General features: G+C 73.8%; 1 protein-coding gene and 2 pseudogenes. All 3 read left to right on the forward strand.

Going from position 1 to position 15,247, the window contains the following annotated elements; all coding sequences use genetic code 11:
• Positions 1 to 9: 9 nt before the first annotated feature.
• A pseudogene (locus BIV23_RS52550) lies at positions 10 to 8,547 on the forward strand (SDR family NAD(P)-dependent oxidoreductase); the annotation flags it as partial.
• Between the two features lie 50 nt (positions 8,548 to 8,597).
• Positions 8,598 to 14,717 (forward strand): annotated as a pseudogene (locus BIV23_RS34845) (type I polyketide synthase); the annotation flags it as partial.
• 287 nt (positions 14,718 to 15,004) lie between these two features.
• Entirely contained in the window at positions 15,005 to 15,151 is a 147-nt protein-coding gene (locus tag BIV23_RS49155) for a hypothetical protein (RefSeq protein WP_245790796.1), read from the forward strand.
• Positions 15,152 to 15,247: the final 96 nt, after the last annotated feature.

Here is a 15,247-nt window from a genome sequence, read left to right on the forward strand (position 1 = left end):
GAGTCAGTCGCCATTGTGTCGATGGGCAGCCGGTTCCCCGGCGCCGCCGACTCCCCCGAGGCGCTGTGGGAGCTGCTCGTCGAAGGCAGGGACGCCACCACGGACATGCCGACCGACCGCGGCTGGGATCTGGAGGCGCTCTACGACCCGTCACCCCGACGGGCGGGCAAGAGCTACACCATGCGCGGCGGCTTCCTGCACGGGGCCGGGGACTTCGACGCGGAGTTCTTCGGGATCTCGCCCCGGGAGGCGCTGGCCATGGACCCTCAGCAGCGCCTGCTGCTGGAGGTCTGCTGGGAGGCGCTGGAGCGGGCCCGTATCCGGCCCGGGGCGCTGCGCGGATCGCGTACCGGGGTGTTCGTCGGCGCCGGCGCGACGGGTTACGGCCCCGCCTGGCACCAGGCGCCGGACGCGGTCAAGGGATACGCGCTGACGGGCACCACGGCCGGCGTCGCCTCGGGCCGGATCGCCTATACCTTCGGTCTGCGGGGTCCGGCCCTCACCGTTGACACCGCCTGTTCCTCCTCGCTGGTGGCGATCCATCTGGCGGTGCAGTCGCTGCGCCGCGGCGAGACCTCGCTGGCGCTGGCCGGCGGCGCCATGGTGCATGGTTCGCCGGGGATGTTCGTGGAGTTCAGCCAGCAGCGGGGGCTGGCCCCCGACGGCCGGTGCAAGCCGCTGTCGGCCGCCGCCGACGGGACCGCCTGGGGTGAGGGCGCCGGCATCCTGCTGCTGGAACGGCTCTCGGACGCCCGCCGCAACGGCCACCCGGTGCTCGCCGTGATCCGTGGCAGCGCCGTCAACTCCGACGGGGCGAGCGCCCGGCTGACCGCACCCAGCCGGGCGGCGCAGGCGGAGGTGATCCGCCAGGCCCTCGCCGATTCCGGTGTCGGCGCCCATGAGGTCGATCTGCTGGAGGCGCACAGCACCGGCACCCTGGTCGGCGACCCGGTCGAGGTGAACGCGGTCCTGGACACCTACGGCCGCGCCCGGTCGGCCGAGCGCCCGCTGTGGATCGGCTCCATCAAGTCCAACATCGGCCATACCGCGATGGCGGCCGGAGTGGCCGGTGTGATCAAGGCCGTGCTCGCCCTGCGGCACGGCCTGTTGCCCAAGTCCCTGCACTCCGAAGAGGTCTCGACCCGGGTGGACTGGTCCGCGGGGACGGTGCGGGTGCTGAGCGAGTCCCTCCCCTGGCCCGAGGGCCCCGGCCCGCGCAGGGCCGCGGTGTCCTCCTTCGGCGTCTCCGGCACCAACGCACATCTGATCGTCGAGCAGGTCCCGCAGCCCGCCCCCGCCGCCCCTTCCGGCACCCCCGCCCGGCTGCCCTGGCTGATCTCCGCCCGTAGCGAGGCGGCCCTGCGTGCCCAGGCACTGCGCCTGCGGAGTCATCTGACGGACCATCCCGAGCTGGGCCACGACGAGGTCGGCCAGGCGCTGCTGACCACCCGGACCGCCTTCGAGCACCGCGCGGTACTCCTCGCCTCCCACCCCAATGAGGTGCGCGGCGCGCTGGACGCCCTCGCCCGCGGCGAGCAGCACCCGGCGCTGGTCCAGGGCGTGGCCGGACCGTCGGGCCACCGCCCGGTGTTCGTCTTCCCTGGCCAGGGCGCGCAGTGGCCGGGCATGGGCAGCCAACTCCTGTGCACCAGCCGCGAGTTCGCCGCCGTCATCGACGAGTGTGCGGCCGCGCTCGAAGGGCGGGTGGCCTGGTCGCTGCACGAGGTCCTGCGGGACGGTGGGCAGGCGGCGAGTCTGGAGGACGACGCCGTGGTCCAGCCGGCCCTGTTCGCCGTCATGGTGGCGATCGCCCGGCTGTGGCAGCACCACGGGGTACGGCCGGCCGCCGTCCTGGGCCACTCCCAGGGCGAGGTGGCCGCGGCCCATATCGCCGGCGCGCTGAGCCTGCCGGAGGCGATGCGCATCGTGGTGGCCCGTACCAAGGCCATCGCCCGGGTGCGGGGAGCGGGCGCCATGGTCTCCGTGGCCATGCCGGCCGGCCGCGTGGAAGAGCTTGTCCGGCGGTACGCGGGTCGGGTGTCCCTCGCCGCGGTCAACGGGCCGGACTCAGTGGTGGTCTCGGGCGAGGCGGCCCTGCTGGAGAGGGTGTGCGCCGAGTGGAAGGCCCAGGGGATCCAGGCCCGCCGGCTGCCCGTCGGATACGCCTCGCACAGCCCCCGGATGGAGACGGTCCGCGAGCTGCTCCTCGAGGAGCTGGGCGAGGTCCGGGCCGTATCGGCGCCGGTGCCGTTCTACTCCACGGTGACCGGCGGGCTCATCGACACCGGCGAACTGACCGCCGAGTACTGGTATCGCAACCTGCGCCGGACGGTGCTGCTGGAGGCGGCCACGCGGGCCGTACTGGCCACCGGCGACGCGGTGTTCATCGAGACCGGCCCGCATCCGGTGCTGGCCGCCGCCATGGAGCGGACCTTCGAGGAGAGCACCGCCGAGGCCGCCGCCATCGGCAGCCTTCGCCGCGACCAGGGCGGCCTGGACCGCTTCCGCCGCTCGCTGGCCGAAGCGCAGGCACGGGGCGTGGCGGTGGACTGGGGCACTGCGGCTCCGGAGCGGCAGGGTGCTCTCGACCTGCCTACTTACCCCTTCGACCGGCGGCACTACTGGTGGACGCCCGCCGAGAGCGACACCAATGAGGCAGCGCCGCCGGCCGCTTGGGACAGCTGGCGCTACCGGGTGGGCTGGCAGCGGGTGACCGACGCCCCGGCCGCCGCACTGTCCGGCCTATGGGTGGTGGTGGCACCGCCGCAGGAGAACGCCGGAAGGCTGGCGGACGCGATCGCGGCGGCGGTGACCGCGCACGGGGCCCAGGCGGTGTCGGTGACGGTGGACCCGTCCTCGGCCGGCCGCGCGGAGCTGGCACGGCACCTTAGCGCGGCGCTGCCCCAGGGCACGGCCGTCAACGGCCTGCTGTCTCTGCTCGCCCTGGACCGCCGCGACCACCCGCAACAGCCCTCGGTGGCCTCGGGGTTGGCCGGGACCCTGCACCTGCTGCGGGCGCTGGAGGACGCGGCGCCCGGCGCCCGCCTGTGGTGCCTGACCCAGGGGGCGGTCTCCGCCAGGCCCTCGGACCCGGCCCCGGACCCGGTGCAGGCGCAGGTGTGGGGGCTGGGCCGGGTGGCCGCGCTGGAACAGCCCCGCGCCTGGGGCGGCCTGCTGGACCTGCCCGCCGAGACGGACCAGGAGGCGCTGCGCCGGCTGTGCGCCGTACTGGCGGGGCCGGACGGCGAGGACCAGCTGGCGGTGCGCTCCGGTGACCTGCTCGCCCGGCGGCTGCGCAGCGCCCGTCGCCCGCAGACTCCCGACGGGGCGATGGGCCTGCCGACCCATGGAACGGTCCTGATCACCGGCGGCACCGGTGCGCTGGGAGCCCATGTCGCGCGCCGGCTCGCCGGGCGCGGCGCCGAACACCTGCTGCTGATCAGCCGCAGCGGTGCACGGGCCGAGGGCGCCGGGGAACTGGCCGCGGAGCTGCGTGCGCTGGGCGCCGAGGTCACCATCGCAGCCTGTGACGCGGCCGACCGCGAAGCCCTCGGCGCGCTGCTCGCCGCGCTGCCCCCCGAGCGGCCGCTGACCTCGGTGGTGCACACGGCCGGCGTCCTGGACGACGCGACGCTGGGCACGCTGGAGGTGGACCGGCTGGCCGCCGTCCTGGAGAGCAAGGCCGTCGCCGCCCGCAACCTCGATGAACTCACCCGGCAGAGCGAGCTGTCGGCGTTCGTTCTGTTCTCCTCGGCCAGCGGCGTCCTGGGCCAGCCCGGTCAGGCCGGTTACGGGGCCGCCAACACCTTCCTGGACACCCTCGCCGAACAGCGCCGGGCCCAGGGGCTGCCCGCCACCTCCATCGCCTGGGGCAGCTGGGCCGGCGCCGGGCTGGCCGCCGGTGAGGCCGCCACCAGCGGACTGCGGCGCAGCGGCTTTGTGAAGATGGACCCGCAACTGGCGCTGGACGCACTGGATTCTGCGCTGGCCGGCGCGGAGACCTGCCTGACCGTCGCCGACCTGGACTGGTCTGCCTTTGTACCCGCCTTCACCCGCGGGCGCCCCAGCCGGCTCATCGAGGAGGTGCCCCAGGCGCGGCAAGCCGCCCACGACACGGCCGGTGAGCGTCAACCCGCCTCGTTCGGGGCCGAGTTGGCGGCAATGCCGCCGGCGGAGCAGGCGCGGGTGGTCCTTGAGCTGGTGCGCACCTGCACCGCCCATGTCCTGCGGCAGACGTCGGCGGAGGCGGTACGGCCGTCCAGGCCGTTCAAGGACGCCGGCTTCGACTCGGTCTGCGCGGTGGAGCTGCGCAACCGACTCGGTGCGCTGACCGGCCTGCGGCTGCCCAGCACCCTGGTGTACGAACACCCGACCCCCGCGGTGCTGGCGGCCCATCTGCACACCCAGTTGGCACCCGCCACGGCCGCCCAAGAGGCCGAGGCGGCGCCCGTACAGAGCACCGTCGAAGCGAGCGACCCGGTCGCCATCGTCGCCATGGCCTGCCGATATCCCGGCGGCGCGAGCACCCCGGAGGCCCTGTGGGAGCTGCTTGCCGAGGGCGCCGATGTCATCGGCCCCTTGCCCGCCCGGCGCGGCTGGGACACCGAGGCGCTCTACGACCCCGAGCTGACCAGGCCCGCCACCAGCCGCACCCGCCACGGCGGATTCCTCTATGACGCCGACGAATTCGACGCCGCGTTCTTCGGCATCGCACCCCGCGAAGCGCTGACCATGGACCCCCAGCAGCGCCTGGCCCTGGAGACGGCCTGGGAGGCCGTCGAACGCGCGGGCATCGACCCGGCGTCCTTGCGCACCACCGCGACGGGCACCTTCCTCGGCTGCACCATGACCGACTACGGCACCAGCCTGGGGCAGGTGCCCGAGGACCTGGAAGGGCATCTGCTGACCGGCACCTTCTCCAGCGTCCTGTCCGGCCGGATCGCCTACACCCTCGGCCTGTCGGGCCCCGCGATCACCGTGGACACCGCCTGCTCCTCCTCGCTGACCGCCATCCACCTGGCCGCACGGGCGCTGCGCGCGGGCGACTGCTCGTTGGCGCTGGCCGGCGGTGTGACGGTGATGTCCACCCCGGTGGCGTTCACCGGTATGAGCCGGCAGGGCGCCCTGGCCCCCGACGGCCGGTCCAAGGCTTTCTCGGCGGAGGCCGACGGCATGGGCATGGCCGAGGGCGTGGGCGTGCTGCTGCTGGAGCGGCTCTCCGACGCGCGGCGGCTGGGCCACCCCGTCGTGGCCGTACTGCGCGGCTCCGCCATCAACTCCGACGGCGCCAGCAATGGGCTCACCGCGCCCAGCGGGCCGGCCCAGCAGCGGGTCATCCGCCAGGCGCTGGCCGATGGATCGCTGACCGGCCCGGAGGTGGACGCGGTCGAGGCGCATGGCACCGGGACCGTGCTGGGCGACCCGATCGAGGCCCGGGCGCTGCAGGCGGTCTACGGCCAGGACCGGCCGCAGGACCGGCCGCTGTGGCTGGGTTCGGTCAAGTCCAACATCGGTCACTCCGCCGCCGCCGCGGGCGTCGCGGGCGTCATCAAGATGGTGCTGGCGATGCACCACGGGGTACTGCCCCGGACCTTGCACGCCCAGCGGCCGTCGGCCGAGGTGGACTGGTCCGCCGGCGCCGTACGGCTGCTGACCGAGCCGGTGCCCTGGCCTCGGACCGGGCGCCCACGGCGGGCGGGCATCTCCTCGTTCGGCATCAGCGGCACCAACGCCCATCTGATCGTGGAACAGGCCCCGCCGCAGCCGCCCGAGCCGACGGCCGGCGAAGAGCCCAGCGGTGAGCTGCTCGCCTGGGTGCTGTCGGGGCGTGGCGAACGCCCGTTGAGGGCACAGGCCCACCGGCTGCTCGGCCACCTTGAGGCGCACCCGTCGATACGGCTCGACGACCTCGCCCACGCCCTGGCGACCACCCGTACGCCCTTTGAGCACCGGGCGGTGGTGCTCGGACGCACCCGGGACGAACTGGGCCGGGGGCTGAGCGCGCTGGCCGACGGCGAAGAGGCCGGCAACCTGGTCACGGGACCTGCCCTCGCCCCGGGCGCCGGTGCGGTCTTCGTCTTCCCCGGGCAGGGCGCCCAGTGGGAGGGCATGGCCCGCGGCCTGCTGGAGAACTCGCCGGCATTCGCCCGGACCGTCGATCGCTGCGCCGCCGCGCTGCGGCCGCACGTCAACTGGTCGCTGACGGACGTGCTGTACGGCCGGGCGCCGGAGGTCTCCCTGGAGCGGGCGGATGTCGTACAGCCCGTGCTGTGGGCGGTCATGGTCGCGCTGGCCGAGCTGTGGCGGCAGGCGGGCATCCACCCGCAGGCGGTGGTCGGCCATTCCCAGGGGGAGGTCGCCGCGGCGTATGTGGCCGGCGCCCTGAGCCTCGAGGATGCGGCCCGGGTGGTCGCCCTGCGCAGCCTGGCGGTGTCCTCGCTGGCCGGCAGCGGCGCCATGGCCTCGGTCTGGCTGCCCGTCACCGAGACCACCGAACGCATCGGCCGCCATGGCGCCGGCCGACTTTCCGTCGCCGCCGTCAACGGCCCCGCCACCACCGTGGTGTGCGGAGATTCCGCCGCCCTGGAGGCGTTCCTCGCCGACTGCGAGGGCGAAGGTGTGCACGCCCGCCGGATCGCGGTGGACTACGCCTCGCACTGCGACCGGGTCGAGCCGCTGCGCGAGAGCTTGACCGCGGACCTTGCCGCGCTGCGGCCGCTCCGCGCCCAACTGCCCTTCTACTCCACGGTCACCGGCGCCGCCCTCGACGCCCAGGAGCTCGACGCGGGCTACTGGTACCGCAACCTGCGCCGTCCGGTCGCCTTCGAACCGGCCGTACGCGCCCTGCTGGGCGCCGGGTACCGGCACTTCATCGAGGTCAGCCCGCACCCGGTGCTGTCCGCCGGGATCGAGGACACCCTGGCCGACGCGGGTGTGGACGGCGCGGTGGTGGCGACCCTGCGCCGGGGCGAGGGCGGCCCGGACCGGGTGACCACCGCGCTGGCCACGGCGCATGCGGCGGGGCTGCGGCCCGACTGGGCGACGGTGCTGAAGACCGGCGGCGGCCGGCATGTCCCGCTGCCCACCTATCCCTTCGAGCGGGAGCGCTACTGGCTGCAGGCGAGCGCCACGGCGCAACCCGTCCAACTGCCGGGCGGTCACCGGCTGTTGACCACTCGGCTGCCCGACACGGACGACGGCCGCACCGTGCTGACCGGCCGGCTGTCGGCCGCTCAGCAGCCCTGGGCCGCCGAGCATGTGGTGGACGGTGTGCCGGTGCTGCCGGCCGCGGCACTGCTGGAGCTGGCCCACCATGGGGCCGCCGTCCTTGGCGGACACCTGGTGGAGGAGCTGATCCTGCACGCCCCCCTGGCGGTGGACGACGAGAGCGGCGTACGGCTGCGACTGACGCTCGACCAGGCCGATGGGCAGGGCCGCAGGGCGGTGACGATCTCCTCGCTGCCGGACAACGCCGATAGCGACGGCGCCCAGTGGAGCGTGCACGGCACCGGGTTCCTGGCGCCGCTGCCCGGCACCGCCCCCACCGCCGACCCCGGGCCATGGCCGCCGCAGGAGGCCGTGCCCGCCGACCTCGACAAGCACCACAAGCTGCTGGCCGAGGCGGGCGTGCGCTATGGGCCCGCCCTCCAGGGGCTGCGCCGGGCCTGGACCCACGGGGACGAGGTCTATGCCGAGGCGGTGCTGCCGCCCTGCCATGGCCCGGGCGAGACCGAGGGGTTCGCGGTGCATCCCGCCCTGCTGGACGCCGGGTTCCAGGCGCTCGCCGTGGCCCTGCCGCAGGACGAGGACCGTTGTGTCCCCTTCGCCTTCACCGATGTCGAGCTGTATGCGACCGGCGCCCGTGAACTCCGTATCCGCCTTCGGCGCACCGGCCCGGACAGCGTGGCCGTGGAGGCCCGCGACGCCCTGGGGACCCTGGTGTTCGGCATCGGCACCCTGACCCTGCGCCCCGCCGGCCAGGCGGTCACCGCTCCCCCCGCTCCCCCTGCGAGGCGGCCCGCCGCCGGGACGGCGGACCGTACGCGGCTGCGTCTGGCCGACCTGGACGCCCGCGCCCGCGAGGACGCCGTACTCGACCTGGTACGCGCCCAGGCCGCGGCCGTCCTGCGGCACCCCAACGCCCAGGCGGTACCGGCCGACCGGCCCTTCAAGGAGATCGGATTCGACTCGGTGATGGCCGTGGACCTGCGCAACCGGCTGCACAAGGCGACCGGGGTACGGCTGCCGGCCACCGCCGTCTTCGACCACCCCACCGCCGTGGAGCTCGCCGGGCAGCTGTGCACGCGGCTACCGGAGGCCAACCCCGCCGCCGCCCGACCGATCGGCCACCTCCTCAAGGAGCTGGAATCCGCGCTGGCCGGCGCCGAGGCCGCCACCCGGGCCCAGATCACCGACCGGCTGCGCACCCTTCTCCCGCCCCTGGCGGACCCGTCCGACGGCCCCGCCCCGCTCACCGAGCAGGACCCGAGCACAGCCACCGACGACGAACTGCTCGCCCTGATCGACAGGGAGTTCGGCACCACCTGACCCGCCCCGCCGCCCACCGACTCATACCCGAGGGCACCTGAGGACCTGTCATGGCCAACAACGAACAAATGCGCGACTACCTCAACCGGATGGTGGTGAACCTGCGGCAGGCCCAGCAGCGGATCGCCGATCTGGAGACCGAACGGCACGCCCCGATCGCGATCGTGGCACTCGGCTGCCGCTACCCCGGCGGCATCCGCTCACCCGAGGATCTGTGGCGGGTGGTGAGCGAGGGCACCGATGTCATCGGCGACCTCCCGGACGACCGTGACTGGGACGTCGAACGGCTCTACCACCCCGATCCCGGCCACACCGGCACCACCCATGTGCGCCAGGGCGGATTTGTCGAGGACGCCGCCGGATTCGACGCCCAGTTCTTCGGGATCTCACCGCGCGAGGCGCTGGCGATGGACCCGCAGCAGCGCCTGCTGCTGGAAACCGCCTGGGAGACCGTGGAGCGGGCCCGTCTGGACCCCCAGAAGCTGCGCGGCAGCCGCACCGGCGTCTTCGTCGGCTGCAACAACGTCGACTACGCGGCCCGGCTGCCCCGGATACCCGACGCCTGTGAGGGTCATATCGGCACCGGCAACGTCGGCAGCGTCCTGTCCGGCCGGCTGGCCTACACCCTGGGCCTGCGGGGTCCGGCGCTGACCGTGGACACCGCCTGCTCCTCGTCACTGGTCGCCATCCACCTGGCGGTGCAGGCGCTGCGCCGCGGCGAGTGCTCGATGGCGCTGGCCGGCGGGGTGACCATCATGTCCTCGCCGCTGCCCTTCATCGAGTTCAGCCGCCAGCAAGTGCTGGCCGGCGACGGCCGCTGCAAGCCCTTCGCCGAGGGCGCCGACGGGATGTCCCTGTCCGAGGGGGCGGGGCTGCTGCTGCTGGAGCGGCTGTCCGACGCGCGGCGCAACGGGCATCGCGTCCTGGCCGTGATCCAGGGCAGCGCGGTCAACTCCGACGGCGCCAGCAACGGCCTGAGCGCGCCCAATGGGCCGGCCCAGCAGGAAGTGATCCGACAGGCCCTGGCCGACGCCCGGCTGACCGCCGATCAGGTGGACGCGGTCGAGGCCCATGGCACCGGCACCGCGCTGGGCGACCCGATCGAGGCCCAGGCGCTGCAGGCGGTCTACGGCCAGGACCGGCCGCGGGACCGGCCGCTGTGGCTGGGCTCGGTCAAGGCCAACCTCGGCCACACCCAGGCCGCCGCCGCAGTGGCCGGCCTGGCCAAGATGGTCATGGCCCTGCACCGCGGCGTACTACCGCGCACCCTGCACGCCGATTCGCCCTCGACACACATCGACTGGTCCACCGGGACGGTGCGGCTGCTGGCCGAGGAGGTGCCCTGGGAACGCGGCGAGCGCCCGCGCCGGGCCGCCGTCTCCTCGTTCGGCATCAGCGGCACCAACGCCCATCTGATCGTCGAGGAACCCCCGGCGCCCGACGAGGCCGAGGCCGGCGAGGAGCGCGAGGCCGTCTCCGGCACACCCCTGGCCTGGCCGCTGTCGGCCGCCAGCGAGCCCGCCCTGCGCGCCCAGGCCGCCCGGCTTTGCGCCCACCTCGCCGAACGCCCCGCCCTCGACCCGGCCGATGTGGCCCACTCGCTGACCGCCACCCGCGCCGCGCTGCCCCACCGCGCCGTAGTGACCGGCGGCGACCGCGCCTCGCTGCTGGACGGTCTCCGGGCGCTGGCGGACGGCGCCCAGGCACCCCAGCTGGTCCGTGGCACCGCCCGTTCCGGCGCCAAGCTGGCCTTTATGTTCGCCGGGCAGGGCGCCCAGTGGCCGGGCATGGCCGTGGAACTGCTCGACTCCTCCCCGGTCTTCCGCGACTCGATCCTCGCCTGCGAACAGGCGCTCAATCCCTATGTCGACTGGTCGCTCACCGACGTGCTGCGCGGCCGGCCGGGCCCCTCGCTGGAGGCCACCGCCGTCATCCAGCCAGTGATGTTCTCCATGGCGGTGTCGCTGAGCGCGCTGTGGGAGTCCCTGGGCGTGCGCCCGCACGCCGTGGTGGGCTCCAGCCAGGGCGAGGTCGCCGCGGCCTGTGTGGCGGGTGTCTTCTCCCTGGAGGACGCCGCCAAGCTGATCGCCCTGCGCAGCCAGTCGGTGCCGGACGGGGAGGCCAACAGCCACCCCATGATCTCGGTGATCCTGCCGCGCGAGGAGCTGGAGGCCCGGCTGGCCCGCTGGGGCGACCGGCTGTGCATCGGGGCCTTCAACGGGCCCACCTCGATGGTGGTCTCCGGGGACCCCGTGGCCGCGGCGGAGTTCCAGGCCACCTGCGCTGCCGATGGCATCATCCACCGGCCGGTGGCCTCGCGGTACGCCTCCCACTCCCGCTATGTCGAGAGCACCCGCGAACGGATCCTCGCCGACCTCGCCGGGCTGCGGCCCCGTCAGGCCCGTATCCCCTTCTGCTCCACGGTCACCGGGGACCTGATCGACACCACCGTCATGGACGCGGAGTACTGGTACGAGAACCTGCGCCGGCCGGTGGAGTTCGTCCAGGCCACCCACAATCTGCTGGCGACCGGCCACAGTTGCTTTGTGGAGATCACCCCGCACCCCGTCCTGTCCTTCGGGGTGCGCGAGACGATCGAGCAGAGCGCGGAGGCCACCGCCACCGTCATCCCCTCGCTGGTGCGCGGCCAGGGGGGCCTGGCCCACTTCCTCACCGCGGCCGCCGCCGTCTACGCCAACGGCGGCCCGGTGGACTGGGAGCGGGCCCCCGGCCACCCGGGCGCCACCGTCGACCTGCCCACCTATGCCTTCCAGCCGACGCGGTACTGGATGACGGCCCCCGAACCGGCCCCCGAGCCGGCCGCCGAACAGGCCCCCGTACAGGCGGCCGACACCGCCGAGGCCGCCTTCTGGCAGAGCGTGACCGACCAGGACCCCGCCTCACTGGCCGCCACCCTGGGCGCGGACAGCCCCGCCCAGCGTTCCGCGCTGGACACCCTGCTGCCGCTGCTGGCCGCCTGGCGGCGCGGCCGGACGATGGTGGCCGACTGGAGGTACACCGTCCAGTGGGAGCCGGCGCCCGAGGCCGAAGACGCCCCGCCGCTGCGCGGCAACTGGCTGGTGCTGGTCCCGGCCACCGGCGAACGGACCTGGCCGGACACGGTCTTCGCCGCTCTCGCCGGGCGCGGGGCCAACGCGGTACGCATCCCGGTCGACGAGACCATCGACACGGACGGCCTGACCGCCGCACTGCGCCAGGCCCTCGACGGAGGCAGCGCACCGGCCGGGGTGGTGTCCCTGCTCGCCCTGGCCCCCGGCAACCACCCGCAGCACCCGGCCGTCCCCCAGGGCCTGGCCGCCAATCTGACCCTGCTGCAGGCACTGACGGCGCTCGGCAGCACCGCCCCCGTGCACCTGCTCACCCAGGGCGCGGTCGCCATCACCGCCGACGAGGCCCTGCCCCACCCCGAACAGGCCATGGTGTGGGGCCTGGGCATGGTCGCCGCACTCGAACTCCCCACCTCCTGGGGCGGGTTGATCGACCTGCCGGACGAGCCCGACAGCCGTACCCTCACCGCACTGTGCGACACCCTGGCCGCCGGCGGGGACGAGGACCAGCTCGCACTGCGCCCCTCCGGCCGCCATGTACGCCGCCTGGTACGCACCCCGCAGCCGGCCGGCGAACGCGAGCCATGGCAGCCCCGTGGCACCGTGCTGGTCACCGGGGCCACGGGCACCCTGGGACCCCATATCGCGCGCTGGCTGACGGAGTTGGGCGCAAAGCACCTGGTCCTGGTCAGCCGTCGGGGCCCCGACGCACCGGGGATGGCCGAGCTGAGCACCGAGCTCGGCGCCGCCGGCACCCGGGTCGATCTGGAAGCCTGTGACATCTCCGAGCGGGCCGCCCTGGCCGCGCTGCTGGACCGGCTGGAGCGGGACGGCACACCGGTACGGGCCGTGGTGCACGCGGCCACGGTCATCGAACTCGCCCCGCTGCCCCGAACCAGCACGGCGGACCTGGCCCGTTCCCTGGCCGCCAAGGCGGCGGGCGCCGCCCACCTAGACGAACTGCTGGACGGCCGGCGGCTGGACGCCTTCATCCTGTTCTCGTCGGTCGCCAGCACCTGGGGTAGCGGCAACCATGCCGCCTACTCGGCGGCCAACGCCTACCTGGACGCCCTGGCCCAGCGGCGCCGGGCCCGTGGCGACCGCGCCACCTCGGTGGGCTGGGGGGTATGGCCGCTGCAGGATCCGTACCGGCCCAAGGACGTGGACGCCCACGAACTGTGGCTGCGCGGACTGCCCATCATGGACCCCGAAGGCGCCTTCACCGCCCTCAAGCAAGCAGTCGACCATGGTGAAACCTGTGTGACCATCGCGCCGGTCGACTGGGAGCGCTTCGTCCCGGTCTTCGTCTCGGCACGGCCCCGCCCCCTGCTGACCGGGGTCCCCGAAGCACAACAGCTGATCAACGCACAGCCGCTGCCGACCGCCGAAGAGCCGCCCCGCGACGGCAATCCGCCCCCGCTCGAGCTGGTGCGCGGCGTGGTCGCCGAACTTCTCGGCCACACCGACGCCGAAGCGGTGGACGAGGACCTCCGCTTCACCGAGATGGGCGTGGACTCGCTGATAGCCGTCCAGATACGCGACCGGCTGGGCGGCCTGACGGGACGCCAGCTGCCGGTCACCCTGATCTACAACCATCCGACCGTGGCCGCCGTGGCCCGCTACCTGCACGACATACAGCCGACCGACCCGCAGCCCCAGGAACCGAAGGCCCAGGAACCGCAGGCCCCGGAGGTTGTCGCAGAGCCCTCCCCGTCCATCCCCGCCCCCACCGACGAACCCATCGCCATCGTGGCGATGGGCTGCCGCTACCCGGGCGAGGTGCGCTCCCCCGACGACCTGTGGGAACTGCTGCTCTCCGGCCAGGACGCCATCACCGGGTTCCCCAAGGACCGGGGCTGGGACCTGCCCACCGCCGGCCCGGTCCAGGCCGGGGGATTTCTCACCGACATCGCCGACTTCGCCCCCGAACTCTTCGGCATCCCGCCGCACGAAGCACTGGCGATGGACCCACAGCACCGGCTGCTGCTCCAGGTCTGCCGGGAGGCGATCGGCCGGGCCGGCATCGAGCCCCGCTCCCTCCGGGGCAGCGACACCGCGGTCTTCACCGGCGTACCGGCCAGTGACTACGCGGCACGGTTCCTCCACGACTGGTCCCGGGCGGACGCCCTCCCCCAGGATGTCCGGGCCCTGCTCGCCCGGGGGAACGTGGCCTCGCTGGCCTCGGGCCGCCTGGCCTATGTCTTCGGGTTCGAGGGCCAGGCCGTCTCCCTGGACACCGGCTGCTCCTCCGCCCTGCTGGCCATCCATCTGGCCGCCAACGCACTGCGCCGGGGCGAGTGCGGCCTGGCGCTGGCCGGCGGGGTGACCGTGATGTCCACTCCGGCGACGTTCAGCAGCGCCGCCGAGCATCTGGGCCTGGCACCCGACGGCCGCAGCAAGTCCTTCACCGACGTCGCCGACGGCATGGGGCTGTCCGAAGGCGCCGGAATACTGCTGCTGGAACGTCTCTCGGACGCCCGGCGCGCCGGCCACCCCGTCCTGGCGGTGATCCGGGGCAGCGCGGTCAACCACAGCGGCGCGGGCAACGGCCTTACGGTGCCAAGCGGTTCGGCCCAGCTACGCGTGATGCGCCGGGCACTCGCCGACTCGGGGCTCACCGGCGCGGAAGTCGACATGGTGGAAGGCCATGGCTCGGGGACCGCCCTGGGAGACGCCCTGGAAGCCGAAGCGGTGATCGCGGCCTATGCCCAACAAAGGCCCGACGGCCGCCCGTTGTGGCTGCGCTCGGCCAAGTCCCACCTGGGCAACGCCCAGAACGCCTCGGGGACAGCCAGCGTGATCAGCGCGGTACAGGCCATCCGGCAGGGCACCATCCCGCCCACCCTGCACGCCGAGAAACCGGCCCGGAACACCCCCTGGTCACCCAAGGGCGTACAGCTGCCCACCGAGCCCATCCCCTGGCCCACCGCCCCCCGCCGGGCCGGCGTCTCCTCCTTCGGCGTCAGCGGCACCAACGTCCACCTCATCATCGAACAGTCACCGCTGCCCGATCCGTCACCGGCCACGGCCCGCCCGGAGCGACCTGACGCCCCCTCACCCAGCAACAGATACTGGCTGGACGACATCATCAACCACTGCTGACCGCTGCGCTTTTGGGCCCGGCCACTCACGTCCCGGGCCCAAAAGCCGACTTGCTGTCCATCGCCCGGGCGGCGTTCCGGAGGATGTCCCCGTGTGCGACATCCCTTGAGTTCCTCTGAGCCCCGCTGAGTCCCCGGCCCTGTGGCCAGAGGGTTCTTCTTCCTTGGCATGCCCTTCGGCCTTGTGAAGGAACTTCAGATTTCTTGAATTACTCTCATCTCGTCCGACCAATCCGCAGTCTGGTCGAAGGTGAGGGGGCTCGGTTGACGCCGGCAGTCGTAGGGGACTTGCGTGAGCACTGGGCGCCGGCGTCGGCGGAGGAGCTGGAGCGGTTCGAGACCGATGTGCTGTCGGGGTTCGTGCTCGCGCGGGCCTCGGCGGGCCTGGCGGACGGCACGATCCGCGGAGACGTCGGGCACCTGGAGCACGGGTGACTGAGACGGACAGCCAGATGGTTCATGTAGACCGAGACTGGCTCGCCCTCAGAGAGACAGGACACCTGCTCGTGGAACGCGGCTTCGCGGGTGGCC

Source organism: Streptomyces monashensis, from assembly GCF_001866665.1.
In the GTDB taxonomy this organism is placed as follows: domain Bacteria; phylum Actinomycetota; class Actinomycetes; order Streptomycetales; family Streptomycetaceae; genus Streptomyces; species Streptomyces monashensis.